Raw genomic sequence first — 26,928 nt, forward strand, 5'->3', positions numbered from 1 at the left:
GTTTTGATTTGACTTTTGTCGTTGTGCATGGCACATTGCTTAGACACAAATCAGCCCGCATTTTTCGCGAGGAGACTCTGGATTTTCTCGGGAGCTGCAAGCTTGGTACGAGTTGGCTTGATCCGGGTTGGGATGATCTGCAGGAGCATGACAAAGATGTCACTGCTGAAGCCCGGCTGTGGCGCCGCTGCTCTGACAGTTTTTGCCCTGTTTATTTCCACGCCGGCACAAACCAGGCAAACCGTTTTCCTCGCCGCGGCTTCGGATTTGGTCTACTGCCTGGAAGATTTGAACGCGGTGTTTATGAAAGAAAATCCCGGCGTCTCGCTGCAAGTGGCCACCGGCTCGTCCGGCAATTTTTTCGCGCAGATCAAACACGGCGCGCCCTTCGATGTCTTCTTGTCTGCGAATTTGGATTACCCCAAGGCGTTGGTGCGCGCCGGCCTGGCAGATTCCAGCAGCCTGACAATTTATGCCATTGGCCGGCTGGTTTTGTGGACGATGCATTCGGAGATCGAAGTGCGGCGCGGGCTGGCGGTGTTGCGCGAGGCGCGGATCCGCAAGCTGGCCCTAGCCAATCCCGAGCACGCACCCTATGGCCGCGCCGCGAAAGCCGCGTTGGAGCAGGCACAGCTCTGGCAGGCATTGCAATCCAAGCTGGTGATCGGTGAAAACATCGCGCAGGCTGCGCAATTCGTGCAAAGTGGCAACGTGGAGGCCGGCATTGTGGCCCTCTCCCTGGTGCTTTCACCCCGTTTGCACAAGCTCGGAACCTACTGGGAAATTCCTGAAACCAGCCATCCCCGCCTGGAGCAGGGTGCCGTGCTGACCCGGCGCGGTGCGGGCAACCCGGCCGCACAAAAATATCTCGCGTTTTTGCGTTCCGCGGCTGCGCGCACCATCTTTGATCGCTATGGTTTTCGCCTGCCCAACTGATCGGGAGGCCGCTTGCGATTGTTGAGCGGATTGCCGCCCGAGCTGTGGGAAGTCCTGTGGCTCAGTGTGCGCCTGGCTTCGGTGGTGACACTGCTGTTGTTGCTGGTGAGCGTGCCGCTGGCCTGGGGGTTGAGCCGCAGGCGGTGGCGCGGCATGATCGTGTTGGAAACCATGGTCAGCCTTCCCATCGTGCTGCCGCCAACGGTGATCGGTTTCTATTTGCTGATACTGTTCTCGCCGCAGCAGCCCCTGGGAAAATTCTGGTTGCAATTGACCGGCCGGACGCTCACTTTCACTTTCGAAGGTTTGGTGATTGGCTCGATCATTTACAGCCTGCCCTATGCGGTGCAACCGATCTTGAACGCGTTCAAGTCCGTGCCACCGGAATTGCTGGATGCCGCGCGCACGCTGGGCGCCAGCGGCTGGCAGGCCTTCCGCCATGTCACGCTGCCACTCTCCCGACGCGGCCTGGGTGTCGCCGCGGTTCTCGGCTTTGCGCATACGCTGGGAGAATTCGGCGTGGTGGTCATGCTGGGCGGCAGCATTCCCGGCAAAACCAAGGTGGCTTCGATTGCGCTGTATGATGAAGTCCAGAAACTCAACTACGATACCGCTCATCAATATGCCCTGATTCTGTTGGTGACCTCATTTGTGATGTTGTTGACGATGACGGTAATGCAACGCAAAATGGATGAAGATGGATAGACAGGTTGTTCGCCGCCCATCAGGTTGTCGACCGGCCGGCTCTGTCTGCGCCCCTCATCATCAACCCCTCACGGAGGTCCGTATGCATCGGGTCCTTTCTCTGCTGTGCGCGTTGCTCATGTTGGGCACCGCCGGCTTCGCACAAACCACCAACAAGAAACTCACCGGCCAGAGTTTTGTGGGTGAAATTACCGTCAATGCCACGCCGCAGACGGTGTGGACGGTGTTGACCGACCTGCAGAAGCTCAGCAGCGTGATGAACTTCGGCTACACCGGCCCGGCCAAGACGCTGGCCAGGCCCGGTGACGGCGTCGCCATGAAAGTCTGGGGCGATACCGGCACGTTCATCCTGATCTACGCAAAACCCGCCAGTGAGCTGCGTTTCGTGTGGGAGCCGGACAATGCCACCTACATTTGCCAGCAACGCTGGCGGCTGGCGCCGTCGGGCCGCGCCACCAAAGTCAGCATCGAAGAACGCTACACCGAATCCGGCCCGCAATCGGAGGCCGATATCGCCACCCAAGTGAAGGCCTATAACGAAGCGTTGGCGCGCCTGAAAGCCCGGTGTGAAGGCAAGTAGGCCTGGCGGCGGGTGCGACCACATGCCCGCGCATTCGCCATTTTCCAAAACCAAAAAGACCAACTGATCTCCTGCGAGCCGCCTGCCATGCCTGTGCATGTGTTGAACTGGATCGGTTTTTTGCTCTACGCCCTCGTCGTGGTGGTCGTCGGCATCCGCAGTTTCCGGCGCGCAGCGGCCACTGGCAAAAGCGACAGCCCGCAGGAATTTTGGACGGCCGGGCAGCGCCTGAGTGGCTGGGCCTCCGGCTTGTCGATTTCAGCGAGCATGATGTCGATCAGTTGGTCCTGCGTCTACGGTGTGCAGCTCTTCTACTGGTATGGCCTGGGCGCGCTCTGGCTGCTGGCGATTCCGTGGCTGCTGGCAATGCTGGGATTTTTTTTGCTCGCGCCGCGCCTGCGCCGGCTGCAGGCCTTTTCACAACCGGAGATGGTGGGCCGGCGTTTCGGCACGCGCAGCCGGCAGTTGCTGGCCGTGCCGCTTGCCTTCGTTTATCTCATCTGGTGCGGCGCAGAAATTCATGCCGCCGCCCATATCACGGCGCCGCTGCTGCAGGCCTCGCCGCAGTTGATGATGTTGCTGATCGCGCTGGTGGTCGCCACCTACTCGGCGCTCGGCGGTTTCGAGGCGGATGTCATCACCGACCAGATTCAGTTCGCGCTGGTGGCCTTCTTCATCGCCATGATTGCGGCGCTGGGAGGGCACGCCGTTTTGCAGCAGAGCACACTCCCGGATTTTTTCGCCCGTCTGGCCACCCCGCCGAAAACCGGCGCACCAGCGGTGTCATTGTGGTCGGCCGGGCCGGCGCTGATCATCATGACCTTCATCGCCTATCTGCCTGGCTGGCTGGTCACCACGGATGTGTGGATCCGCCTGCAGGCGGCGCACTCGGTCGCCGAGGCGCGCCGCGGGGTCGCACTTGCCGCGCTCAACTCGTTTGTCTTCGTGACGCTGGGGCCGTTGCTCATCGGGTTGAGCGCCTTGTATTTGTACCCGCCGCAAGGCGACACCATTCCGGCGCGGCTGGCCGGGGGCGCCGCCATCTTCGCGGTGATGATGCAGGATTTCGCGCCGCCGGTGCTGAGCGTGGTATTGGTGGTGGGGTTGGCGGCGGCGGCCATGTCCACCATCGACACCACCGGCAACGTCATGGCCCTGTCACTTTCATATGACATATTCGAGCCGGCACTGCAGTCGCGCTGGCCGCCGGCGCGCTGGCACAAACTGCCGCGTTTCATTTCCGTGTTCGCGATTGCCGCGGCGTTTGTCTATGCGTTGTTCATCGAATCCTTGTGGGATATTTTTTATCTCTCTTCGGGTGTGCTGACCACCACCATCTTTCCACCGATGGCCGCCCTGTTTCTGTCCAACATCCAACCACGCCAGGTGCATGCCGCCATCGCAGCCGGGTTTGTGGGAACGCTGCTCTTTTATTTTCTCGAAGCGCACGGCCCGCTGCGGCGTTGGGAACCGGCCTGGCTGGCGCACACCGAACTGGGTTACATTCTCTGGGGTTTGCTGGCCGCGCTGCTGGCCTTTGGTCTGGCGCGTTGTCTGCCGGCGCGCACAACTGCGCGCGGCATGGTCCCGCCCGTTTGACCTGTGCAACGCGCCGGCAGCAGTGTTTCTGTTTAGGCGCGGACAAGTGTTTCATGCTGAAGCAATTTCGAATTTTTCCCGCCTGCCCCCACCTGCGTTTTATTTGAAGAATTAACCTGCAATTATTCGCTGCGGCTGTGCCTCTCCGCCAGCGCCCGTGTGATGGCATCAAATTTGTCAAATTTATTGCAAATTGCGGCTGTTCCCGGACACGGTTTCATTGCAACACGCAAGAGACACAACCTCAGCAACCATGCAACATCCGGCGCGACGCGAACCACTTCATTTCATTCATCAGGCGAGTGTATGATGCAACCCAGCCAGACCTCACCGGAGCCTGTGATTCCCGCGGAGAAAAACAACGGCACCCGACGCACCGTTCTTCTGATTGACAACGATCCCGCTTTGCATGATTTGTGTCGCATGTTGGTGACAAAAGCCGGTTATGATTTCCTCTCGGCCCGCGACGGCAGTCAGGGTCTGGAACTGCTGCGCCGCGGCCGGGCCGATGTGGTGCTGTTGGATGCGATGCTGCCGGATCGTGACGGCTACGCTGTCTACCGCGAACTGACCGGCAGCGCCGAATATGCCCACCTGCGCCAGGTGCCGGTGATCATGCTGGCCGCCCCCGGCGGTGCGGCCGGCCGCGCGCATCAAGCCGGGGAGGCGGGCACACGACTGCAGCAACTGCAAAAGCCGTTTGCCGGGGCAGAATTGCTGCGCGCGATCGATCAGGCGCTGGCTGCGCACAATCACCGCGAACGCCCGCCCGCGCCGGCCGGCACCAACTTTGGCTTCGAGAACATCATTGGCCGCAATCAACGCATGCGGGAAATTTTCGAACGCATTCGCAAAGTGGCCAAAACCGACGCGAATATTTTGATCTACGGGGAAAGCGGCACCGGCAAGGAGTTGATTGCGCGCAGCATTCATGCGCACAGCCAGCGTGCCCGCGGCCCGTTCATCGCGGTGGATTGCGTGGCCCTGCCCGGCAATCTGCTGGAAAGCGAATTGTTCGGCTATGAAAAGGGCGCGTTCACCGGCGCGGTGACGGCGAAACGCGGTCTGCTGGAGCTGGCACACACCGGCACGTTCTTTTTGGATGAGATCACCGAACTCAATCTCGATTTGCAGGCCAAGTTGTTGCGCGTGCTGCAAGAGCGCCAATTTCGCCGGTTGGGCGGCAAGGACTTGATTGAAGTCGACATGCGCGTCATCTCCGCGACCAATCGCGAGCCCTTTGCCGCGGTGAAAGACCGCGCCCTGCGGCACGATTTGTACTATCGTCTCAACGTCATTCCGATCACGCTGCCGCCGTTGCGCGAGCGCAAGGACGACATCCCGCTGTTGTGTCAGAGTTTTCTTGAAAAGTTTGCCAGCGCCAACGGCACGCGCGTGCTGGAGATTGCACCAGAAGCGCTGGCCTGCCTGGTGGGTTATTCCTGGCCGGGTAATGTGCGGGAATTGCAAAACGTCATGGAGAGAGTGGCCTCGCTGGCCAGCGGACCGCGCGTCGAAGCCGCGGATTTGCCCGGCTATCTGCGCGAGACCGTGCAGATGCACAGCCGTGTTGACGACAAAGCGCCGGTGAAACACGCCATCGACCTGCCCCTGCGCGAAGCGCGCCAGCAATGGGTGGAAAAATTCGAACGGGAGTATCTCATCGAGCTGATGAACCGCTGCAACGGCAACATCAGCCGCGTCGCCCGCAAGGCCGGCGTGCACCGCATGACGATTTATCGCATGCTCAAGCACTACGATATCACACTTTCGCCGCGCCGCGCACAATAGCATCGCGGCAAAACCAGCGGGATTTGCAACGCCTCATGCCAAAGCAGAGAATGCACCAAACACCCCGGGAGGGCCTCATGTATCCCCCGTCCCCCGCCGCCGACCGTCCGGGCCGTGACGACCACCGCCGCGCCGGCCGGGCGGTGGCGGGCGAAGATCAGGCCCTCAAGAAAAACGTCATTCAGGATATTTTGAACCAGGTCGATTATCAAGCCGCGCTCAACCGCGGTGTCGTCGATCTGGACACACGGGAAATCGCCGCCGAGCTGCAACAACTCTCCACGCGTGCACTGGTGGCGTGGTACGAAGCTTTTCTCCACATCCGCAGTGAGTTGATGGCCGCCGGCTGCGAACTCAATGGTTTTCGCGTGCTCGACCGCCCGGCCGAAGCCCTCCGCAAATTGATGGCAGCCGATCCCAATTTCGACATCCGGCAGTACATCCTCTAAACCGACGCCCGCCCAGTTCCCACCCTGCGCTGCTCATGCCAGTGTGCGGCGCACCCGCAGCAGCGCTTCGCGAAACGCCGCGGCGCTTTGAAAGCGCGCCGCCGGTTTTTTGGCCAGTGCGCGATCGAGCACCTCCTCCAGTTCCGGCGGCAATGCGCTGTTCTCCCGGCACAACGGCGGATGCGGCGTGTGCACGATTTTGTAGGCCAGCGACGCCAGCGTGTCCGCCAGGAAGGGGCGCTTGCCGGCCAGCAATTCATACAACACCACTCCCAGGGAAAACAGATCGGCGCGGCCATCGGTGTCGTGCCCCTCGATTTGTTCGGGCGCCATGTAACTGGGCGTGCCCAGCACGCGGCCGGTTTGCGTGAGCGTGAGATAGTCGTTGATCTTGGCAATGCCGAAATCCATCACCTTGATCTCCTCATTGGCGAGCAGCATGATGTTGGAGGGTTTGATGTCACGGTGAAACACCCCCGCCTGATGGGCATATTCCAGGGCGCTGCAAACTTGCAGGACGATGTCCAGCGCGCGGCTGCAGGGCAGAGGCTGGCCGTTCTGCAAAATTTGGCCGAGATCGCGGCCCTCAAGATGCTCCATCACGATGTAGGAAAAGTCCGGCTCGTCATCGATGTCATACACCACCACGATGTTGGGATGATGGAGCTTGGCAATGGCGCGGGCTTCCCGGTAGATGCGGTCCTTCAGGACATGAATCTCCTGCGTCGAAACGCCCAGACCATAATGCACGATCTTCAACACCACGGCCCGGTCGAGTTTGGGGTCCCACGCCTTGTAGATGCGGCCGCTGGCACCCTTGGAGATTTCCCGTTCGATCACATAGCGGTTGATTTTGGACGGCGCTGCCGGCTGCTGTGGCGGGTGTTCGCCATGGGCGCCTGAATCGGATGCCGGGGTGGATGTTGCGGTGTCTGTCGGCTTGCAGGCTGCGCCGTTGTGCAACGTCTGTGTTGCGGCCACTGCCTTGTCGCGCTCGAAGAGGAGGTCCGGCTCGACGATGTCGAGCGGGGGCTCGCCCTCCAGCTCGTGCAGCAAAGAGACCGCGGTGTTCTGCCGGGCGGTTGACGCCGGTTCAACTTCTTGCCAGGATGAGGCTGCAAGAAATTCGAGGTGCTCAGCATCCGGCCGTGCGGCAGGCGCAAGCTCGCTGAGATTGGCAGACGCGGTGGTCATGACAGGGGCGGGCGCGAGCGCGACGACCGATTCTTTTTCCGGTACGGTCTCTGCGACATCAATTTGACCGGGTGAGGCGGCAATCATTTCGGCAAAGAGAATTTCGGTTTGCAGGCCGAAGCCGGCGGCAGCCTCCGGCGTTTTGTCATCGTCCATGATGTTGTTTCCGGTTGGTTCCATGTGCTGTCCGGATGTGTGGGGCAGCGGTGCGGCTCGTTCTTCCCCGTCCACCGCGTGGTCTGTCGGAGTGCCCGAAGCGAGCGTCGCCGTTGCAGCCGGGTTCGATAATGCCAGTGCAGGCGCGGGCGCCGGCGATGGCAGGTTGCGGCGCAGTCTCGCCCTGAGGCGGCTGAGGGGCCGGCCGGCTCCCGCTGCGACAGCAGTGTATGTACGCTCGAGATCGGCAAGGATCATCTGCCGGGAAAGCGGCCGGCGTTTGAGATAATACCACAGCAGGGCGGCGGGCAACATCAGAATCATCAGCCGCAACCAGAGGTCACCGGCTTCGGATTCCCGCTCTGCCAGTTCGCGTTCGCGATTGCGGTGTTGAATCGAATCGAGGAAGGGTATGATCTCCAAGCGGGGTTTGGCGAGCCGCAGCGTCCCGGTTTCATAGACCACCTCCGGAATGAGTTGCTTGCGCTCGCCTCCATCTGTTTCCGGCTTGTTTTCGTTTTTGCGGCGGAATTCCGGTGTCGGCCGGGGCTGCTGCTCACCGGTGCGGAGGGCCGTTTTTTTGCTTCGCAACTCATCGCGCTTGTTTTTGGAAATCAGGGGCGGCGAAGCCGGGTTTGGAACAGTTTCCGCCGGTTGGGCGGCTTTTTCCAACTGCTCCAGTTTTTGTCGGGCTGCTTCATAACCGGGATCGAGGTTGAGCGCCTGACGATACTGCTGCGCGGCCGGGGCAGGCTCCTGGCCGGCCTCGTAAGCCATGCCAAGATGGTAGTGATTGCGCGCTGTGGGCTGCACCCGCACCAGCCGTTCGCCGAATTGCACCGCCTCGGCATGGCGATTGAGCTGAATGCTGGCTTGCAAAGCTATGGCCAGAGCGGGTGCAAAATTCTCGTTGTGCCGCAGGGCCGCAACCGCGGCAGCCAGGCCGGCGGCGGGATCGCCGCTGCCGAGATGGCGGTTGGCGAGCGTGTTGTAGGCCGGCGGCAGCAGGGTGCGCAGTCCCACCTGCTCGGCGAGCGTGGGATCCAACAAAATCACTTGTTCGAAATGCGCCACCGCCGAATCCAGGCGCGCTTGCTGATAAAATTCCCGGCCTAGGGCATATGCGATTTTGGCGGCAGAGGGATCCAATCCCCGCGCCTGGCGCAACCACGCGAGCCGATCCTGCGCGTTTTTGGCTTTCAACGCTTGCTGGTAGAGACTCTGGGCGCGCTGCTGATTTTTGCCTTGCGCCTGCAGGCCGGAGCAAACAAGCAGCAGGATCCCGATCAGCAGGCACAGCGATGCTTTGGCGTGGGCTGACTTCACTTGATCACGATCACTTTTTGACTTGCGGTGAAGCGGGGAGTTCTCAAACGATAAACATACACTCCCGCCGCCACCTCGTCCCCCGCTTGATCCCGGCCATCCCACATCAGCTCCTGCACACCGGCTGCAAAATGCCGGCCGGCCGCCAGTGTGCGAATTTTGCGGCCCAGCACATCAAAAATTTCCAGCGTGACCGGCGCCGCCACCGGCAAATGGAATCGGATGACACTCACGGCATTTTGTCCGCCCTGCAGTCGCGCGGGATTGGGATAGCCCGGTGCCAGCGCGAAGCCCTGCGTTGTGAGCAGTCCGGCCGTTGCCATCTCCTGTGCCGGTCCCACCCACAAGATCAAACGACGCGCACTGCTGCTGCTGCGCAAAGCAAGGCTGGTGCCAGTGGCAAAATCGAACTGATGCAGCATTTCACCGTTCTCGTCGGTGAGCAGTATCTGCCAGTCCTCCGGAAATGCGGCAGTGGACAAGGCAAGTTGCAGGGTTTTACCCGGGTTGCTGCCGGCAATTTCAAACGGCCAGCTTTGCACACCTTCTGCCGGCGGCCGGAAATCCGCGGTGTAATCGCCACCATAGTGCCGCCAGGCACGACGATTGAACCGCAATGACACCGAGTTGCCCAGCGCCGTGGGCGGTTCGCTCCAATCGAGCGCATCCCACTCTTCCTCTGCTGCCGGTGCCACACCCAGCCAGTTGTGATCGTCATGAAATTCGCCATCGCTCAGTCGCAACTGCAGCCACCACGTGACGGTGCCGGCGGGCGGAGGAAAGGCCGGCGCTGCGGGCTTGTTCAGGCCGGAGGCCCGGCGCGGCGGAATGCGCAGCGTTTGGGGTTGCGCCGTGAGATTGTGAACGAAGTAGCCCTGCCAGGGCAGCATCTCATTGCCGGCAGCGAGGTATTGTCGGCCGTCAAAGGCCCAGAGCTGCGCCTCCACACCATCGGGCTTTTGCACGGCACTCCAATCAACAGGAAAATCCCATGGCGAGGCGATGAGATTCCAGCCGGGCTGCAAGGTCAGCAGAAAATCCCCGCTGGTGGTGATCGAATAACTTTCGTCCAGGGAAAAACTCCTGCGGGCCGCCGTGATCAGCCAGTAACCTTTGCCGGGTTCGAGCGTGCGAAAATCGTAATGGCCAAATTCGACATTGCCGCGCGCCGGATCATAGGCAAACAGGCGCCAGCGCACCGGATCATACGCGCCGAAATCATCTGCAAAAACGGCCTCCACCGCAGGCACCATGACGCGATAGGGCAGGGCCACGAGTTGATAGTAGCCGGCTGGCGTTGCCTGCGGGGCGGGAATTCGACTGCTGCGCGTCACCACGGCATGCCAGGCGGCGGCATTGACCGGCGTGGAAAGCGCGACGTTGCCGGCGGAATCGGCGGCCTCGAGATAATATTCGAAGCCGGCGGGGGCCACGGTTTCGCCGCTGAGGGTGGTGACATACGCACTGTCTTCACGATGCATCGCTTGTGCCACAAATTCCGCGGCACCGGCACGGCGCTGCCAAACCCGCAACCCTGCCACACCGGAGAGTCCATCGCCGGCGGTTGCGCGCAGCACCAACGGCCGGCCGCTCTCTGCCGTGTCAATTGGGGCATGTGTGATGAAGGGTGCCGTGCGATCCACGCCAAAGGTGGCAAACACCACCGGCCCGCGATTGCCCGCGCTGTCAAGCGGGGTTATCTGCCAGCGTTGTTTGCCCTCGTTGAGCTGTGAGCGATGCACCAGCCGCGTGACGCTGCCGGGCAGTTTGAGAATGGGTTCGCTGTTGAGCCGAAATTCGTAGGCCGCCACGCCGCTGAGCAGGTCGCTGGCCGCCTGCCAGGAGAAAATCAGAGAATCGGCGTTCGTCCAGGAACTGCTGTTTGCGGTGATCAAACGCAGGTCACGCGCCGGCAAGGGTGGTGTCAGGTCGTGACGATACTCCGCCCGTGCCGCGTTGCGGTAATCCACGTTGCCGCGGCCATCGACCAGCCAAACGTAAACCGGCACGCGGCCTTCACGCGTGATCGGCAGCCGGAGTTCCTGCAATTGTGGCCCCGCGACGAAGGAACCGTCGCTGTTGTAGGCGGGCGCTGCGCCAAAGCGATAATAGGCGCCGCTGATCTGGCTCGGATCAAAGGGATTTTGCCAGCGCACAGTGATTTGCGTGGCGCGGCTCCACTGCCCGGGCAGCACCGTCAGGTTTTGCGGCGCTCCCGGCGCGCTGTTGTCCGGTGCGGCCAGGCTGAAAACCTTGAGGCGAAACTGTTGCACCGCAGTGCCCCCAGCCTGATCACTTGCCAGCAGCGTGACATTCACGCTGCCGGTGTCGCTGATCGCCGGCACGCCGGCCAGCAGGTTGCCGGCACTCTCCCAGATGAGCCACGCCGGTTTGGCCGCCACGGTGATGGTTGCACGGTCCCCCGCATCGATCTCCTGCACTGCCACCGGGTAGCGATAGAGCGAATCGACCAGCGCGATGGTGTCGGGCCGGCTGGTGAAAACAGGCGGATCATTGCTGTTGATCACACGCACGTTGAAGCTTTGCTGATCGCTGGCACCGGCCCGGTCCTGCACCTGAATCTGCACACGATGCTCGCCGACGTGCTCATTGGCGGGCGTGCCCTGCAGCAAGCCGGTGCTGGCATCCAAGGACAGCCAGCCGGGACGCTCGAGGGCAACAAAGCTCAGCCGTTCGCCGGCATCGCTGTCGGAAGCCGTGATGTGATACTGCCAGAGGGCGTCTTCAAGCGCGGTGGTTGGCGGCGTCGAGGTGATGCGGGGCGGATGATTGACGGCGCGGATCGGAATGACATACGTCTTTTGATCGCGCGCCCCGGCACGATCATTGACCACGACGGTGATCAGCGTGTCGTTCAAATTGGTGCGCCGGGGTGTGCCGGTCAAAACGCCGGCGGCACTGAGTTGCAACCAAACCGGTTTGCGGGGTGCTGTGAAAGTGAGTGTGTCGCCCGCATCCGGATCACGGGCTTCTAAACTAAATTGGTAGGGCGAATCCTCGACGGCCGCCGGTGGCGGCCCGCTGACGATGGCCGGCGCGTCATTGGTGTTTTCCACCCGCAGCCTGAATTGCTGCCGGGCGGATTTGTTTTGTGAATTGGTGACCGTGATGGTCACGGCATAGCTGCCGACATGCTCGTTGAGTGGCAAACCCGACAGCTCACCCTGCGCGGATAGCGACAGCCAGCCGGCATCGGTTTTCAGTTCATATCGCAAGCCGGGGTCGCTGCCCGCGCCGACAACTTTGATTTGATAGAAATATTTTTGATCCTCGCGCGCCAGCGTGTCGGGCTGGGAAATGATGCGCGGTATGTCCGGATCCGGGTTTACCCGCAACGAATAGCTTTGTCTGGCACTGGCTCCGGCCTGATCGACGGCCAGAAGCGTGACCAGGCTGCTGCCGGTGTCCGCCTCCGCCGGTGTGCCGGAGAGTGTTGCCGAGCTGTCCTCGAGGCGCAGCCATGCCGGGGCACTTTGCAGCCGCACGGCCGGCGCCGTCTCGGAGTCGAAATCAATGGCACTCACGCGGTAGGTGTAGAGGCTGCCCACCTGCGCAGCAAGGACGGGAGTGGAGGTGATCACCGGAACGATGTTCTCCGCGCCGCCCGCGGCCGATACCGGCTGCGCAAAAATGTCCTCATTGCCTTTGCGCGAATCCGTCCACGAAACCAGCACGCCGCCTGTTGCCGTGGCTGCAATGGCCGGTTGCGTCGTTTTGCCGTCCCCGGCTTTGATCAGCACGCCATTGACCGCCCAGGCCGCTTTGCCGTCCGCGGTGATGCGCTGCACTGCGAGATTGGCACCGCTGCGATCATCGAGCCAGGCGCAAATCAGTCCGCCGGCACCATCACTGGCAAGGCGGGGTTGGGTCTGGGATTTGGTCACGCGCGCGATGGCCAGCCCGTCATTGCCCCAAAGCAAAGTGCCGCTTGCCGCCACGCGCTGGCCGTAAATATCTGTCAGGTCATTGCGGCCATCCTGCCAAACCAGCAGCACGCTGCCGTCGAGGTTGGCGAGCATCTGAATGGCAGATTGTTCGGCACTGTTGCGCCCGGCAGCCACCGCGCTGTTCCACTGCAGGGCGCCATTGGCACTCAGGCTTTGCACATAGACATTGGGCGAACTCAACAGGCGGCCCTCCAGCCAGGCAACACGCAGCGTAAAATCCGGTGTGCTGCCGGGAACGACGGCCAGTCGCGGGGCGCGCTGGTGCCGCAGAGGATTGGCCACCGACACACCCGTGCCCCAAAGATTTCGTCCGGCGCTGTCAACGCGCTGGACCAGGACGCGATAGGGGTTGTATCTTTCATCGCTCCAGGCCACGACGAAACCGCCGTCAGGCGTGGCGGCCGCGTCTGCCAGCATCTGCTCGCGCCGCGTTTGTCCAATCACCACGCCGCTTTCGGGCCAGAGACGTGTCCCGCCGGCGGAGAGACGCTGGGCATAGATATCCTTGCCGCCCTGGCGCTCGTCCTGCCAAACAATGAAGGCACCGCCGGCACCGTCGCTGACCACGATCGGCAGGCCCTGCTCGCGGCTGCCTTTGTAGACCAACACACCATTTTCGCCCCACAGGCGCACGCCCCGGGGATTCAGACGTTGCGCGTAAATGTCGCCGTCATCATCCTGGCTGCTTTGCCACACGAGAATGAGGTCGCCACTGCCATCCGCGGCCAAGACCCCGGAATAAGCTTCCACTTTGCTGGATGGGTTGGAGACGGCAATGCCATTGGCGGCCCACACCGGATGCCAGCTTTCATTCAAGCGCTGGGCGAACAGGGCGGCCGTGCTGCGTTCATCGCGCCAGGCGATCACTGCGCCGCCAGCGGGCAATGCCGCCACCGCCGACACGTGTTGCCGCCCCGTGGCAATGACGACAGGAAGGTTTTGTTGTGCTCTGAGCGGTAGTGTGGTTGTGCCGGTGAGCAACAGAAGAGCGAGGGCGGACAGACAAGTGGGTTGCCGGTGGTGCTTTTTACCGGCAACCTGGGAGAGACGGCCGTTCGGGTGATGAAAAATAACTTTCCTGAACCCGGGAGTGTTTGTGCTTGCCATCCTTTTTTGCATGATACGGTTCTCCACAAAGGCGTTTGCAGGAGCACAAATCGCGCGGTGGCGAGGGTTACTGCCGCGGCGGTCCCGGAGGCTCGGGCAGCAATTGTGGCTGGCTGCCGCTGCCGGCTTCGCGTCCAAAAATCCAGTAGGCGGAACCGCCCACGACAGCAGCGCCGGCAACATACCACAACCAGCGACGCTTGTTTGTTGGAGGTGAGCTGAGCTCGGGTGGCGCCGGCATCACCGGCAAGGCGGTGGCAGCCGCAGGGGTCGGGCTCACTTCGGGCTTGCGCAGCAGCGCGGCGATGATCTGTGCAGCGCGAAATCCTGCCGGCGGCTGACTGGCATCGTAATGCTGTGAGGGGATGATCTCGAATTCCACGAGGTGGGATTTGGTCATTTCGCCGGTGTCGGCTGCCAGCCAGCGCAACAGCATCCGCCAGCGCTGTTTGTGCTCCCGCGCGCCGTTTGAAATTTCCACGGTTGGCACGAGCAGGCGGTGCAGGCCCAGTTCGGAACAGAGCTGCCGCACTGCACCGGCCTCCAGTGGATTGAATGCCGCCGGCTGCGGCACCTGCGCCATGATCAAATCCGGAAACAGCACAATCAATTCTTCATGCTGATGCAGGGCCGCGGCCAGCAACTGGCCCAACTCCCGGGCACGTTCTGCAAACAACGAATCACCCGGCACCATGGCGTTGTCAGCGACGGCAACCACGGGATAGACCCCGACCGTCAGTTGGCTTGCTGAAGTGTGCGGCTGGGCGCACAGTACCTCCGGCAGGATGAATAAAAACCGGGCAAGGGGCAGGATCAACTGTGGGTGATGAAAGCGCATTGATCCCTCAATACGGCGCATGAGTTTCTGGGTTTGCAGTGATGCAAGCCGTGGCCTTTCCTCAGCTCTCCCCGCGCTTGTAAGCGACTGGCTCTTTTGCCCAAGATATTCGCTGATTCAGCTTTAAACATACCCGCAGACCCGCCGGTTGCGGTTTATGACGCGGCGGTGAATTGCATGACGCCACCGGCTGCCGCTTGCACTGCGCGGCCAGCTCGTGTGAGGCCTCATTTACGAATGGGGGCGTAGCGCAGACCTCTTTTCTGCAGCCATTGCCCAACAACAAGCCTCGGCACCACAAAAATCACACCGGCCACCGGTTTTCTCTCATGCGTTTGGTAGGTGGCGTGGTTCGAAAATCTTTACGGTGGCAGTTCAATTCCCTTTTTGATCTGCCACGGTTTGCCCGCGGCATTCCTGCCGGCGGGGATGCCTGCGGGGCTCCACACGCAACTGAGGGATTACCAACACGGCGAAATAGCCGTTGCAACCCGGCTGTAAAATGCTAAATTTGTCCTGTGGCTCAGCCGCGGCACCGGCGCGCATTCGGGGGCCAGCCGTTTTCAAGCACACCATCCGTCGCGCCGCTGCTTCCCGCTCGAACGCTTCCACCCGCGAATTCAGCCCGAAAGAGACAGTGTCATGGCCAGACGCCCGGTCTTCTTCCTTGCGCTTGCTCTCAGTCTCGGCATTTTCATTCAGCGTCGTTGCGATCTTCCTGCCACTTTTCTCAGCGCCGCTTTTGCCTTCAGTTTGTTGACAGCGGGCCTGCTTTTTTTTGCGGCCCGCAGCCCGAGTCGCAACAGCACGCCGTGGTTGTTGCTGGCCTGTCTTTTGGCGGGCATGTTGCGCCTGCATCTTGAAGAACGGCCAGGCGTGGGGGAAGTCAGCTCCCGGGTCGATGACACCCGCGAGGTCTGGCTGTTGGGCACGGTGGCCAGTGTTCCGGAAGCACGTCCCAATTCCTGGCGCTTTCGTTGTCGGGCGCTTGCCATATGGACCGCAGGCACCGTGGAACGCATCCACGGTGCAGTACTGGCTTACTTGAAAACAGCGGAGCCGCCCGCTGTCTCCGAAACCCTCATCATGCGGGGCCGGCTTGTGCTGCCGGATGCCAGCCGCAATCCCGGCGCGTTCGATTACCGCGCCTATCTCAAAGCGGCCGGTATCAACGCAATCTTCTTTGCCTCGGATTCCCTGCAATGGTGTTCGGGCAAAACGGCGCGATTTTCCGGTGATCGTCTGGTTGCCCAGGTCAAAATCTGGATGGAATCCCGGCTCGCGCACTTTGCCTCCGGACAGGAGCTGGCCCTGCTGCAGGCGTTGTTGTTGGGCAACCGCACCAGCCTGGAGGACGAGGTGATCGAGAATTTCTCGCGCACCGGTTTGATTCATGTGCTGGCCGTGTCCGGTTTGCATGTCGGTTTCATCGCGCTGATCCTGGTTGTGTTGGTGGAGCTGGTTCGCGTGCCCAGGCGCTGGCAGTGGCCGGTGCTGGTGGCGGGACTGACGTTTTATGCCGTGCTCACCGGCCTGCAACCGCCGGTGCTGCGGGCCACGGTGATGGCAGCGGTGGTGCTGCTGGGCCGCGCCTTGCAACGCTCCGTTTCGATTTACAACAGCCTGGGTATTGCGGCTGTGTTGATCCTGCTCTGGCAGCCGCTGCAGCTTTTCCAGATTGGCTTTCAGCTTTCCTTCGTCGCGGTGCTGGGGATTGTCTATCTCTACCGGCCGTTGTTGTTTCATCTTGCGAAGCTGCCGGGCAGCCGCCTTCCGGGCATGCGCCCGGCCGTGGCGTTGCTGGCTGTTTCGCTGGCGGCACAACTGGCGACTGTGCCGTTGACTGCCATGGCTTTCGGGCGTGTGCCGCTGCTGGCGATTGTGGGGAATTTACTGGTGATTCCCGCGTCGTTCGTGCTGGTGGCCGCGAGCGCCGTGGGCTGTCTGGCGGCAGTGTTCAGCGATTTTGTAGCGCTGGCTTTTGGCAGCGTGGCCCAACTCATGGCAGCGGGTCTGATCTCGTTGACCCGCTGGCTGGCGGATTTGCCCCTCGCTTATGTCGACGGTGCGGCTCTGCCCGGTCTTTTCTGGCTGGCGTATACGCTTCTCGGTGCCGCGCTGATTGAATGGCGGCGCCGGCCACGCCGCCTCCTGCTGCCACTCGGTTTGCTGACACTCAATTGCTGCGTCTGGCTCGCGGCCCTCGCCACGGCGCCCAGGCTGCGGATAACCTTCTTCGACGTCGGCCAGGGTGATGCCATATTGCTCGAGTTCCCGCAGCGCAGGGAGATGTTGATCGATGCCGGCCCGGCGAATGAATTCACCACCGCGGCGGAAAACGCGCTGTTACCCTATTTGCGCCGCCGGGGCATCCGTCGCTTGGAAGCGGTGCTCATCACCCACCCTCATGCCGATCATCTCGGCGGTCTGCCGTCATTGTTGCGCGCATGTGCCATTGAATCCGTTTACTTTTGCGGCCGCGAAGCCGATTCCGATCTCGAACAGGCTTGCGAACGCCTGCTGGATAGTTTGCGGATCACGCAACGCCTCTTGCGCGCGGGGGATCGCCTCTCCGGCTTCCCGGGCGCGCAGCTCACGGTACTCCATACCGGTGCCCTGCTCGACGCCGTGCCGTCGCTCAATGACGCCTCCATCGTGCTCAAAGTGTTATTCGGCGAGGTCAGTTTGCTTTTCCCCGGCGATGCCGAAGGCTGGAGTGAAAGCCGCCTGCTGCAGCATGCACCGGCACTGGCCAGTGATTTGTTGAAAGTGGGACATCACGGCAGCCGCACCTCCAGCACGCCGGCATTTCTCGCCGCGGTGTCCCCCCGCTGGGCCGTCATCTCAGCGGGCCGGCGCAATACCTTCGGCCATCCCGACTCGTTGATTCTGGCGCGCTGCGACTCGCTCGGCATTGCGTGGTTGCGCACTGATCAATCCGGTGCAATCGTTTTTGAAAGCGATGGCCGGGAATTGTGGCGTGTGCGGTAAGATTGCAGTTTCTCCCTGAAATCGGGCGCGCGCGAAAGGCTGAAAAGAAAAACGCCGTCCGGCGTGAGCCGAACGGCGTTTTATCACGGAGAAGGGGAGGTCAGCTACCTTTACGATTTGCTCCAGCGAGCGGCGAAGAAACCGCGCTGGCCCTGGTTGTTGCCGAGCAGGAAGTGGCCTTTGAGGCCGCCCGTGGCTTCGCGATTGCGGTCTAACCAGCGGCCCTCGAACCAGCCTGTCTGATTGCCGCGTGTATAGTCCCAATGACCGGCGAGCAACCCGCCGAATTCCCCTTTGTTGCTGATGTACTTGCCGAAGAACACCTTTTCGCCGTTGCGGCGCTCGCCCCAAATGCCGCGCAAGGTGCCCGCGTTCCCGCCCTCGCTGCTGATCCAGCGGCCGCTGAACTCACCACCCTGGCGGTTTGTCTTCACCCAGCGGCCTTCGAGAAAGCCGCCGGCAAAAGGCCGCACTTCCCGGCTGCGACTCACGATGGAAACCTCGTGGCCCGTGGCATCGACTGCCTCGACGAGGTCCAGTGAATTCAGATCGGAATAGGGGAAAGTGCGGGAATAACTGCCGAGCGTGATGGTCAGCTCGCCGGCAGTGGCAGCCGTGTCCTTGTCTACAATCATCAACATCAAACCGTCAAAATGCTGCTGAGTCGTCGAGGTAAAGGCAATCTCTTTGCGGCTGCTGCGCGGGCGTTGAATGTAATCGCCGGGCTCAAAGGCAATTTTCCTCAGGGCTGCCAGTGTGCCGCGCGTGATGTGGATCGAACCGCTCCAATCCACTCTCTCGGTGGCGGTGGAGTCGAATTCCAGCAAACCCCATTTCACGCGGAGGAAGTAGGCCTTCACTCCGTTTTGGGTGGCGGCCAAGCCCAGGGACTCGACAGCCAGCGGGTCTCCGGTCTCGGCATCTTCCACTGCCTCCGCTATGACGTCTTCGTCGTTGAACATTGGCGCTTCATCACTGGTGGTGAATCCGCCGAAGTCTTTTTCCAGGCTCAGTTCGGTACTGGAATCAGCTTCTGTAACTGCTTCAACTGGTTGCTGTTGATTGCATGCGGTCAGGAGCATGCCAGCGGTGGCCAGCAAAGCCGACCATTGCAGAATGCGTTTCATGGTGATACCTCTTGGTTTGATAATGCTTGGTAGCAACTGGTTGTGGTTGCGTTGTGCCACCAGACAAGGCAAGGCCAATGCCGTAAAAATCCTGGTCTACAGCAGTGGCCATAAGGTTTTATAAATCAGTGTAGTAGTTTATTCGAAGTCGACATGACATGTATGAAAATGTACCTTCAAGTCCAATTCATTCACTTCTATGTCCTATTGCGTTCACTTTATAAAAAATAATAAAATTTTTACTAAATAATGACTACATAATAGTTTTTTATTTAATAAAATTGTTGACAAATTTTCAAAATTATCTTATAATCGCGCGCGCCAATGGGAGGGCAACTTCCTCTTGAATATCTCACCGCACACACGCCACAGGAATGCTCACCTTCCAGGCCTCTGCAAGTTGAAAAAGAAAACGCCGTGTTCATGGCGATGAACACGGCGTGGACACAATCAAGCCGGCAAAACCAGCTCGAAAGGTCGGCACACAAAGATAGCTGATTTTGCCGGAAAATCCAACCACCAATCGTGGCCCGGCCACAGAAAGGCAAAATCATGCGAATGGAAGACTGGATCGAGGGGCCTGTCCTGCGCATCATCGCCGGTGACACCTTCGAGATGCAAGTCACGCTCGCGGGCGCGGGGAATGATTATCCCTACAATCCCATTGAAGTGATCCGTCTGGAGCAAAGCGCGCCGCCACCCGACACGGAAGCCGGCGAAGAGGCAAGGCGTCAACTCACCGATCAGCTCTCCGGCAAAATCGTGCGGTGTTACGTCAAAGCACGCGCGCCGGAAGGTCATCTCTATTGCGAGGTCATTGTGCGTGAATAGAAACGGTGTCTGTCCGCAAACCCAAACCGGTGCTGGTGCTCCTGCAACACTTGGCCGTTGTATTTTTATCCCGGCCTTCGCCTGCGGCGCGCTGTCGGGCATCTTTCGGCTTGGTCGGGGCAGGGGCGGCGCGGTGCGGACGTTGTAATTCATCGGGCCCCCGGGCTCACCGCCGCCCGGGGGCCTCACCTTCAATTGCGGGGATTCTTCATGTCTGCCTTCCCCCACTATCCACTGGAAGCAGTCGCGCAAGTCTTCGTTGGGCTGGCGCGCCACGGTAATGTGCTCAGCTCGCAGAAATACGGCCTGCAGATGAGCCTGATCGGCATGAAAGCCATCGGTGAATCGGGGGTGGATTGGGAGGCCATCGAGACGGTGAGTCTCGCGCCCGGGGTCGATGCGGCCTCGTCGCAGGTTGCCGCCGGTGATGTGCTGCTCACCTGTCGCGGCACGGCGGTGCGCGTGGCGCTGCTGCCCGAGCGTGCTGCAGGCATGATCATCGATTCCAATCTCATTGCCATCCGTTGCGGCCCGCAATTGCTGCCCGAGCTGTTGGTCGCTTTCCTCCGGCATCCCGCCGGCCGTGAGCTCCTGGAACGCGCCTCGCAATCCACCACCCGCCAGAAGAATCTCACGCTCAAGGCTGTGCGCCGCATCATGCTGCCGGTACCTCCCCCAGGCAGGCAGGAACAATTGGTGAAGCTGCTGCGTGCCGCCGAGCGACACCATCACCTGGCACTGGCCGCCGCCACGCAGCGACTGGCGCTGGCGCACAATCTGGTGGTGCATACGCTGCTGGAAAATGGAGGGTGACATGAGGCCGGAGCCTGTGACCCTGGACGAGTTGAGTGCCCATTTTGCCGAAGCCCTCAAGCTGGTGAGTGCCGTCACCGACCCGCTGCCGTTGCGCAATCATCTTCTGGCAGTCATTCTGTTGAAGCGTCTTCACGATCAGTTCCAGGACCGCTATGATTCGCTCATCGCACGCGAGCGCAGCCAGGGCAGCTCGGAAGCCGAGGCGGTTGCGGTTGCGGAGGATCCCGATGAGCATCCCATCTTTGTGCCGCGCGAAGCGCGCTGGCCGGTCTTGCTCGGCACCCCGGGGCACAGTCTGGCGGCTCTGGCGCGTGCCTGCGCCGCGCTGGCGGCCCGCAATCCCGGCGCCCTGGCCGGCGTGCTCGACCGTCTCTCATTCGAGACGCTCGACACCGGGCTAGGGGCGGCGGCTGCCGATGAGCTGTGGCACCGGCTGTTGCATCATCTCAGCAAAATTTCGCTTGCCGATCAAAATCTTTTGACCGATGAAGTCTTTGCCGGGGCTATCGACCGTCTGCTGGAAGACTTCATCCAGAAGGCCGGCCGCAAAGCCGGCGATTTTGCCAGTCCGCACAGCGTGATGCAGCTCCTGGCAGAATTACTGCAGCCGGCAGACGGCATGCGCCTGTGCGATCCGGTGTGCGGCGCGGCGCGCGGCCTGCTGGCCTGTCGCGCGTATGTAGCGCGCGCCGGCGGCCAGCTCCAAAACCTCTCACTGCATGGCGAAGAACTCGATCCGGAAACGTGGGTGCTTGGCCGCTTGAATCTGCTGCTGCATGGGGTCACCGATTTTCAACTCGAGCTGGGCGACACCCTCAGCCGTCCGCTGCTTGCTGCCGACGGCAGTCTGCTAACCTGCGACCGTCTCATCGCTCACCCGCCGTTTTCCATTGCCAACTGGCCGCGTCACATCGCGAGCAATGATCCCTGGCAGCGCTTTCAGGCCGGCGTGCCACCGGAAAAACGCGGTGACCTCGCTTTCGCGCAACATGCGCTTGCGGCGCTCACGCCCACCGGCCGCGCGGCCCTCATCATGCCGCACGGCGTGCTCTTTCGCGCCGGCCTCGAACAGAACATCCGCCGGGGGTGGTTGCAACCGGACTGCGATGTGATCGAAGCGGTCATCGGCCTGCCCAGTGGCCTGGGTTATGGTGCCAGCCTGGCCTTTGCCATCCTCCTGCTGCGGCCCAACAAACCCCAAGCCCGCCGCGGCCGGGTATTGTTCATCGACGCAACCGCACACCTCGAACCGGAGAGCCCGGAGCAGGGCTTGCAGGATACCGACATTTTGAAAATCGTGGCCACATACCGCACCTTTGGCGAGGCGGCCCAAATGCCGGCGGCGCTCGAGGAAATCATTGCCGAGTGGCTGCGGCATTGTGATACGGCACACCACGCGGCCCGCAACCGCTGGCCGGAAGGGAGCCGCGCCCGGGAGAAGATCGATGCCCAATTTCATCTGCGCCGCCAGGCCCTGCAACAGGCCGCCGAACGCGCCCGCCTCTGGCTGGCCCACAACCCCGCCCTCGCCGGTTTCGCGGCCACCGCCACGCTGGCGGACATCGAGACTGCTCATCATTGCAATCTCAATTTCACCCGCTACGTCAGTGGCCGGCGTTATCAACCAGCCTTTGATTTCACAACCGAGTGGCAGGCTTTGCGTGAGCTGGAGGCACAACGCAATCAGGCGGAGGGCGATATGGATCGTCTGCTGGCGGAGTGGGGATCGGACAGGGCGTGAGATAAAAACGGTTCTGCGTTGATTTGTGTGTGAGTAAATCGTAACGCGGCCCCAAACAAATTTTCTGGCGGGGTCGCGTTGATTTTTATCGGCCGCAAGCTGTACAAATCGGTGTCGCCAAAATCTCGGCGGCAAATGGTGTTTTCCGGGTAATTGCCATGCCGCGCGCTTCAGGCCTTATGAGGGAGACGAACTTTCGTAGCAGTGCCTTCAGAAACCGACCTGGAAGGGTCTGCGACAAAAGCTATTCCCATGATAAACGCAAAGTCGCCAGGAGCCCCGCAAGGTTTTCCCTTGCGGCTTGGCGACTCCGCCTTTTTGCGTTGCGAAAAGAAAACAGTAACGATGCAGTTCCCTGTTTGACCTTGCCACGGCTTGGTCGAGGCATCCCTGCCGGGAACATCTGCAGGATCGCAGGATAAAGCCACGGTCAAACCGTGACGGAACGGTTATGCTTTGCGAAACCACTGCGGCTGCGCGCCCTTGCGTGTTTTTGAATTTTTATCACTGCGAAAAGTTGGCAGCATTGAACCTCTTGTCTGCCGGCAGGGAGCAAATGCGGGCTGCGGCATTTGGGGGGATACGATGCCAAGGCCAACGCCGGTCTGATGAAACGCTTTTGTGCAAAACCCGCGGCCAATATCCCGCCATTGTTTACCCACAGCAAGCAACTGAGAGCATAAAAAATCCTCCCACGAAAACGAAGTTCCTCGGAAAAACCTTTCGAGGAAGTTCCTTTTCGTGGGAGGATGAGAGGGGATGTCTTTGGCAAACAGGCGAATTTTATACTCGTTGAGGATTGCAATGTGAATCTCTGAGTATGAAGCGTCCGCCCGGCACACCAACTCAAAAACCAACCCTAAACGGCTGTGGAACGCGAGCAGAGTATTGCCCCCGGGGTGCACCTGTCCGGCAGGACGCGGCGGGCCTCAGCCGGCGGTGAGGCCCATCTTCTTTTTCAGCTCGGCCAGTGAGTCGGCGGCTTTCGCCGCAGCCGGCGTGGCCAGTGCCTGGTCGATTTGTTCATCCAGGCTGGTGCCGCCCGTCACCACCTCGCCATAGGCTTCGGCCAGAGCTTCCTCTTCGGAGACTTTGTTCTTCATGCGCTCCAGCATGTGCAGGGTGCTGGAGGAATCGACATTGGCGAGTTGCTGGTTGATTTTGCGCATCGAGGAGGCCGTGCGGGCGCGCGCCTTGAGGGTGGCCAGCTCGTTTTCATAGCGCGTGATCGTTTGTTTGAGTTTGTCGACCTTCACCTGCAGTTGCCCGGCCATTTTTTCCTGGGCCTGATAGTCTGTCAGCAGCGAGTTGGCGCGTTGTGCGGCCTCTTCCTTCCTGGTGAGGGCCTCGGTGGCGAGCTTGTCGGCCTGCGCGGCCTCCAACTCCCCGCTCTGGCCGCGTTGCAGCAGCAGCATGGCCTTGCGTTCATAGTCGGCTGCCAGGCGTTGTTGCTCTTCGGCGTCCTTTTTCATGCGGATGGCCAGCGCCTTCACCTGCGCCAGGCTGACCATCGCGGCCTGCAAATCGTTTTTCAAATCCCGAATGCCCTGCTCCGTCAGTTTGATCGGATCTTCGAGCTTGTCAATCGCGGCGTGGGCTTCCGATTGGGCGATCTTGAAAACACGTTGGAAAATGCTTGGCATATGTCCTCCAGTCAGAGTGAATGGCTGTGATCCCGGCCCGGCCTGGCAAGTTGGGTGGCGTTACTTTTTCGCGAGCTGCAGCAGTTCCGTGGCATGCTCGGCCATCGCCAGCGAGAGCGCACGGATCGAGGCTTCCAGCTCGTTGCGGTCGAGGTTTTCCAATTCCAGCGTGTCCCGAAAGAAGACGTGCCGGCCTTCCTGATCCAGCGCAAAGGCGCCATGCACCAGGGTATGGTTCATCTGCAGCAGCCGTTTGAAGAGATCGCCCGGTTGTTCGGGCACCGGCATGATCAATTGCTCCAGAATCACCAGCGGCGGCTCGCAATCGATCACCAGGTTTTTGATGCCTTCCGCCTCGTCTTCCACCACCACCAGCTCTTGCTCGCGATCCTCCCTGACGATTTTCAAATCGAGATCCAGCAAATAGCCTTTGATGCGATCCAAATGTGATGACATGCAAACCTCCTGGGTTGGAAAGTTGTCCGGCCGGCGGGTCAAACGCCGCCGGCGTGCCGCTTATCTTGACAGTCGTTTTTCAAGCTCGGCATAAGCGTGATTCAAGCCCTTGGTCAGCTCGGTGGCAAGCCGCCGCTTTTCGGGATCGCGCGCATGCAAATCCGGATGATATTTGCGCAACAGTTTTTTCCATGCCTGTCGCACGGTGGCCAGGTCGGCGCCATAGGGAACCTCCAAATTGGCATAGTAACGCGCCAGCTCGGGATCCTGCCCGCTGCGCCAGGAGGCCGGCCCCGCCGTCCGGTCGTTGCCGGCTTCATCGTGCCATTGCGCTTGCGGCGCGGCAGGGCTTTCCAAGTGGCGGTTCCAATGAGCGCGTACCAGGCGCGCAATTCGGATGAGCAGGTGCATGGCAAACCGGTTGCAATAAATATTCGAATGCCCCTGACGATAATAATCAAAAACCGACAAGTCAAGCGCGTTTGTCACGTAGTGTCTCGCTTGCGTGCAGGAGTCTGGCGCAGACCTCTTGTCCAAGACGGCCAACTTTTGGAAAGACAAACCGATGGCGGGCAAAACAATTCAAAAGCACAGACAGAAAAACGAATGGCAAAAAATAAGTGGCGGGTTTTTATCACAAACGTTCCTGGACGCTGTATTTTGCACCCGGATTGATCCCCTCTGCGAGCAACGCCGGTTTGATTGCGATGGCCAGCCACCCACGAGACGGAAAAAGCCATTTCGTGGGAGGCCATTTTCGTTGGGGGAAAAATCGTGGTGCCTTCGGCAAAGGGGCGAATTTCGCAGTTGGCGCTGCGCCACGTTTGAAAAAGAAGTTTTGCTTGACTTCGAACGGAATAACTGATGGAATTTTGCGAACACGACATTTTTTCCGGGCAACAGCAAACCGGCATGCAAAGCCGCATGGCAGGACTGCGATGACTACAGCTTCGGGCTGTGCGTGGCTGGGTGACAACGGTGTGGCGATCGGGCGCGGCAGTCACAAGGGCGGCAGCCGGTTCTGACGTCAGCTTGAAAAGCGGGCGCCGCACCGCGGTCAGGCAATCCGCCCGGGCACAGGCCGCGTTGTGTGGTCCCTGCAATTTCTGGCGTGGGGAGGCAAGAGAGCAGGCGCTGCCAGCCGAAGCTGAAGCGACGACCTCATTCCACCGGCAGACGTGCCACGCGAAAACCGATGAAACGGGAAAGTTGTTTGAGATGGGCATCGCGCGCGGTGCAGAGCAGGGCGCCGGCATCATTGAAGGCGGCGCCACCGCGGACCACCCGTTTTTCGGGTTTCTCGCTTGCTTTGGTCGCCGTCCATTCCCATACATTGCCGGCAAGATCGTGGATGCCCAACGGTGTGGCGCCCGCGGGATGGGCATCGACGGGCTGCAGCCGGCACAAATCATCCGCGAAGTTGGCATGCTCCGGCCGGGGCGATTCAAAGCCCCAGGGATAGGTGCGCTCCCCGTTGCCCGCCGCCCATTCCCACTCCTCCTCGGTCGGCAGACGAAAGACGAACTTGCCGAGCGCCGCCGTATTGGTAAGCTTGTCCGCCATGGCGGTGAGCCAGGCGCAATAGGCCTCGGCATCCTCCCAATCCACGCCCACCACCGGCAAATTGTCGCCGGCAAAATCCGGCTGTTGCCACAGACTGGGCGGCCGGTGACCGGTGGCCTGGACGAAGGCACGATAACGCTTGTTGGTGACGGGATACTTCGCGAGATGATAGAAGTACAGCGGCGCCGGTTTCTTTGCGCCCTTCAACATCAACGGCAGGCCGGGCGGCGAAAGCAGAATGTATTCGGCCTCCAGCTCCACCGGATTGTGGTAGAGCGGCGGCATGCGTGTTTCCGAAACCGCGCGCAGCGAGCGGTATTGCAGGAGTGCGTAGTTGCGCAGTGCCACGGTGAAATGCGGAAACTCGAAACGCACATTTTGCAGCAGGGCTTCGGCCTTGCAGGTGATGACCAGGGGAAAGGCAGCGGCCGCTGTTTGCGCCAGGCCATCGAGCCAGCGGCACAGACGTTCACGCTGCTCACCGGCGGGGATTTCATCCAGACCGTCGAACAGCAACAGCGCCCGTCCGCTTTTGAGCGCGCGTTGCAGGTAAACGGTTTTCAGGCTCAACCCCAATCCGGCCAGCGCCCGGCGCAGCGCTTTGGGAAACGGCAGCGAGGTATCGATGAGCTTGAGTGGCAGATAGATGGGCAGGCGCGGCTTGCGAAAGCCCAGCTTGCGATGTTCCTGCGGCGAACTGGCGCGCAGGGCCAGGGCCTGCAGAAACGTGGTCTTGCCCGAGCTGGCACCGCCGGTGATGAGCAGGCTGCGTTTTTCCACCGCCAGCAGTTGCATGATGCTTTCGAGATCGTGCGCCTCGTGCTCATCCAGGCGTTTGGCGGTGGCGGGCCAGGCTTTGAGGATGTAGAAGGAGACTTGCTGGCCATAGCCGTGGCGGAGAAGGTGGCCGAATTCTTGATGGAATTTTTTCAGGTATTGGGTGGAGGCACTCCAGGGCGGTCCGATTTGCCAGTCGTCGCGCGTTTTCCAGCCCTGGCGCGCGAGATAAAGCACGAATACCAAAATTGCCGTGTAACCGACCTCCGGAAACATGCTCCCCAAAATCTCGAGCCAATCGCCGTAGTGTTCGACAGCCGCCATGCCTCGTCCT

The 26,928-nt window shown here is 60.8% G+C and carries 19 protein-coding genes; 11 read left to right on the forward strand and 8 right to left on the reverse strand.

Going from position 1 to position 26,928, the window contains the following annotated elements; translation table 11 throughout:
* The first annotated feature begins 156 nt into the window (after positions 1 to 156).
* From modA to ONB52_08030, 6 genes are all read left to right on the forward strand, one after another.
* Entirely contained in the window at positions 157 to 936 is a 780-nt protein-coding gene (gene modA / locus ONB52_08005) for a molybdate ABC transporter substrate-binding protein (protein ID MDZ7416093.1), read from the forward strand.
* Positions 937 to 948: 12 nt separating this feature from the next.
* On the forward strand, positions 949 to 1,641 hold the full coding sequence (gene modB / locus ONB52_08010) for a molybdate ABC transporter permease subunit (GenBank protein ID MDZ7416094.1): 693 nt from the start codon (positions 949 to 951) through the stop codon (positions 1,639 to 1,641).
* 82 nt (positions 1,642 to 1,723) lie between these two features.
* Positions 1,724 to 2,221: an SRPBCC domain-containing protein gene (locus ONB52_08015; protein MDZ7416095.1), complete on the forward strand. Its 498-nt coding sequence runs from the start codon at positions 1,724 to 1,726 to the stop codon at positions 2,219 to 2,221.
* A gap of 87 nt (positions 2,222 to 2,308) precedes the next feature.
* Positions 2,309 to 3,820, forward strand: coding sequence for a hypothetical protein (locus tag ONB52_08020; protein MDZ7416096.1), 1,512 nt, complete (start codon positions 2,309 to 2,311; stop codon positions 3,818 to 3,820).
* Between the two features lie 306 nt (positions 3,821 to 4,126).
* Positions 4,127 to 5,611 carry a sigma-54 dependent transcriptional regulator gene (locus ONB52_08025; GenBank protein ID MDZ7416097.1) on the forward strand — a complete coding sequence of 495 codons (1,485 nt, stop codon included), beginning with the start codon at positions 4,127 to 4,129 and terminating at the stop codon, positions 5,609 to 5,611.
* 77 nt (positions 5,612 to 5,688) lie between these two features.
* Positions 5,689 to 6,060 carry a hypothetical protein gene (locus tag ONB52_08030; protein ID MDZ7416098.1) on the forward strand — a complete coding sequence of 124 codons (372 nt, stop codon included), beginning with the start codon at positions 5,689 to 5,691 and terminating at the stop codon, positions 6,058 to 6,060.
* Positions 6,061 to 6,093: 33 nt separating this feature from the next.
* Here ONB52_08030 and ONB52_08035 read toward each other — a convergent pair whose 3' ends face one another.
* The 3 genes from ONB52_08035 to ONB52_08045 form a co-directional block, all read right to left on the reverse strand.
* Positions 6,094 to 8,736: a protein kinase gene (locus ONB52_08035; GenBank protein MDZ7416099.1), complete on the reverse strand. Its 2,643-nt coding sequence runs from the start codon at positions 8,734 to 8,736 to the stop codon at positions 6,094 to 6,096.
* Positions 8,733 to 13,598 (reverse strand): putative Ig domain-containing protein, encoded by a 4,866-nt coding sequence (locus ONB52_08040; GenBank protein MDZ7416100.1) that lies wholly within the window; start codon positions 13,596 to 13,598, stop codon positions 8,733 to 8,735. The genes ONB52_08035 and ONB52_08040 overlap by 4 nt, the downstream gene beginning before the upstream one ends.
* Before the next feature lie 280 nt (positions 13,599 to 13,878).
* Positions 13,879 to 14,649 (reverse strand): hypothetical protein, encoded by a 771-nt coding sequence (locus tag ONB52_08045; protein MDZ7416101.1) that lies wholly within the window; start codon positions 14,647 to 14,649, stop codon positions 13,879 to 13,881.
* Positions 14,650 to 15,291: 642 nt separating this feature from the next.
* Here ONB52_08045 and ONB52_08050 point away from each other — a divergent pair.
* Complete coding sequence (locus tag ONB52_08050) at positions 15,292 to 17,640, forward strand: DNA internalization-related competence protein ComEC/Rec2 (GenBank protein MDZ7416102.1); 2,349 nt, start codon at positions 15,292 to 15,294, stop codon at positions 17,638 to 17,640.
* Between the two features lie 110 nt (positions 17,641 to 17,750).
* Here the strand turns inward: ONB52_08050 and ONB52_08055 are convergent, their stop codons facing one another.
* Positions 17,751 to 18,767: a hypothetical protein gene (locus ONB52_08055; protein MDZ7416103.1), complete on the reverse strand. Its 1,017-nt coding sequence runs from the start codon at positions 18,765 to 18,767 to the stop codon at positions 17,751 to 17,753.
* 552 nt (positions 18,768 to 19,319) lie between these two features.
* Here ONB52_08055 and ONB52_08060 point away from each other — a divergent pair.
* The 3 genes from ONB52_08060 to ONB52_08070 all read left to right on the forward strand — a co-directional run bounded on the left by ONB52_08060 (position 19,320) and on the right by ONB52_08070 (position 22,155).
* Entirely contained in the window at positions 19,320 to 19,598 is a 279-nt protein-coding gene (locus ONB52_08060; GenBank protein ID MDZ7416104.1) for a hypothetical protein, read from the forward strand.
* A 210-nt stretch (positions 19,599 to 19,808) separates the two neighbouring features.
* Complete coding sequence (locus tag ONB52_08065) at positions 19,809 to 20,411, forward strand: hypothetical protein (protein MDZ7416105.1); 603 nt, start codon at positions 19,809 to 19,811, stop codon at positions 20,409 to 20,411.
* 1 nt (position 20,412) lies between these two features.
* A complete protein-coding gene (locus ONB52_08070; protein ID MDZ7416106.1) occupies positions 20,413 to 22,155 on the forward strand; it encodes an SAM-dependent methyltransferase in 1,743 nt (580 codons plus the stop codon).
* A 929-nt stretch (positions 22,156 to 23,084) separates the two neighbouring features.
* Here ONB52_08070 and ONB52_08075 read toward each other — a convergent pair.
* From ONB52_08075 to ONB52_08085, 3 genes are read right to left on the reverse strand one after another with little or no spacing between them, the layout of a single operon-like run.
* Complete coding sequence (locus ONB52_08075) at positions 23,085 to 23,798, reverse strand: PspA/IM30 family protein (protein ID MDZ7416107.1); 714 nt, start codon at positions 23,796 to 23,798, stop codon at positions 23,085 to 23,087.
* A gap of 60 nt (positions 23,799 to 23,858) precedes the next feature.
* Positions 23,859 to 24,254 (reverse strand): YbjN domain-containing protein, encoded by a 396-nt coding sequence (locus tag ONB52_08080; protein MDZ7416108.1) that lies wholly within the window; start codon positions 24,252 to 24,254, stop codon positions 23,859 to 23,861.
* A gap of 60 nt (positions 24,255 to 24,314) precedes the next feature.
* Entirely contained in the window at positions 24,315 to 24,743 is a 429-nt protein-coding gene (locus ONB52_08085) for a DnaJ domain-containing protein (GenBank protein ID MDZ7416109.1), read from the reverse strand.
* A gap of 131 nt (positions 24,744 to 24,874) precedes the next feature.
* Here ONB52_08085 and ONB52_08090 point away from each other — a divergent pair, with 131 nt between their 5' ends.
* Complete coding sequence (locus ONB52_08090) at positions 24,875 to 25,279, forward strand: hypothetical protein (protein ID MDZ7416110.1); 405 nt, start codon at positions 24,875 to 24,877, stop codon at positions 25,277 to 25,279.
* 136 nt (positions 25,280 to 25,415) lie between these two features.
* Here the strand turns inward: ONB52_08090 and ONB52_08095 are convergent, their stop codons facing one another.
* On the reverse strand, positions 25,416 to 26,918 hold the full coding sequence (locus ONB52_08095; protein MDZ7416111.1) for an SUMF1/EgtB/PvdO family nonheme iron enzyme: 1,503 nt from the start codon (positions 26,916 to 26,918) through the stop codon (positions 25,416 to 25,418).
* Positions 26,919 to 26,928: the final 10 nt, after the last annotated feature.

It is taken from the genome of candidate division KSB1 bacterium, assembly GCA_034506255.1.
Classification (GTDB): Bacteria; Zhuqueibacterota; Zhuqueibacteria; order Zhuqueibacterales; family Zhuqueibacteraceae; genus Coneutiohabitans; species Coneutiohabitans thermophilus.

Coding starts and splice junctions, on each gene's coding strand:
- modA (MDZ7416093.1), top strand. CDS start 157: ATGTCACTGCTGAAGCCCGGCTGTGGCGCCGCTGCTCTGACAGTTTTT.
- ONB52_08015 (MDZ7416095.1), top strand. CDS start 1,724: ATGCATCGGGTCCTTTCTCTGCTGTGCGCGTTGCTCATGTTGGGCACC.
- ONB52_08020 (MDZ7416096.1), top strand. CDS start 2,309: ATGCCTGTGCATGTGTTGAACTGGATCGGTTTTTTGCTCTACGCCCTC.
- ONB52_08025 (MDZ7416097.1), top strand. CDS start 4,127: ATGATGCAACCCAGCCAGACCTCACCGGAGCCTGTGATTCCCGCGGAG.
- ONB52_08030 (MDZ7416098.1), top strand. CDS start 5,689: ATGTATCCCCCGTCCCCCGCCGCCGACCGTCCGGGCCGTGACGACCAC.
- ONB52_08045 (MDZ7416101.1), bottom strand. CDS start 14,649: ATGCGCTTTCATCACCCACAGTTGATCCTGCCCCTTGCCCGGTTTTTA.
- ONB52_08050 (MDZ7416102.1), top strand. CDS start 15,292: ATGGCCAGACGCCCGGTCTTCTTCCTTGCGCTTGCTCTCAGTCTCGGC.
- ONB52_08055 (MDZ7416103.1), bottom strand. CDS start 18,767: ATGAAACGCATTCTGCAATGGTCGGCTTTGCTGGCCACCGCTGGCATG.
- ONB52_08060 (MDZ7416104.1), top strand. CDS start 19,320: ATGCGAATGGAAGACTGGATCGAGGGGCCTGTCCTGCGCATCATCGCC.
- ONB52_08065 (MDZ7416105.1), top strand. CDS start 19,809: ATGTCTGCCTTCCCCCACTATCCACTGGAAGCAGTCGCGCAAGTCTTC.
- ONB52_08070 (MDZ7416106.1), top strand. CDS start 20,413: ATGAGGCCGGAGCCTGTGACCCTGGACGAGTTGAGTGCCCATTTTGCC.
- ONB52_08075 (MDZ7416107.1), bottom strand. CDS start 23,798: ATGCCAAGCATTTTCCAACGTGTTTTCAAGATCGCCCAATCGGAAGCC.
- ONB52_08080 (MDZ7416108.1), bottom strand. CDS start 24,254: ATGTCATCACATTTGGATCGCATCAAAGGCTATTTGCTGGATCTCGAT.
- ONB52_08095 (MDZ7416111.1), bottom strand. CDS start 26,918: ATGGCGGCTGTCGAACACTACGGCGATTGGCTCGAGATTTTGGGGAGC.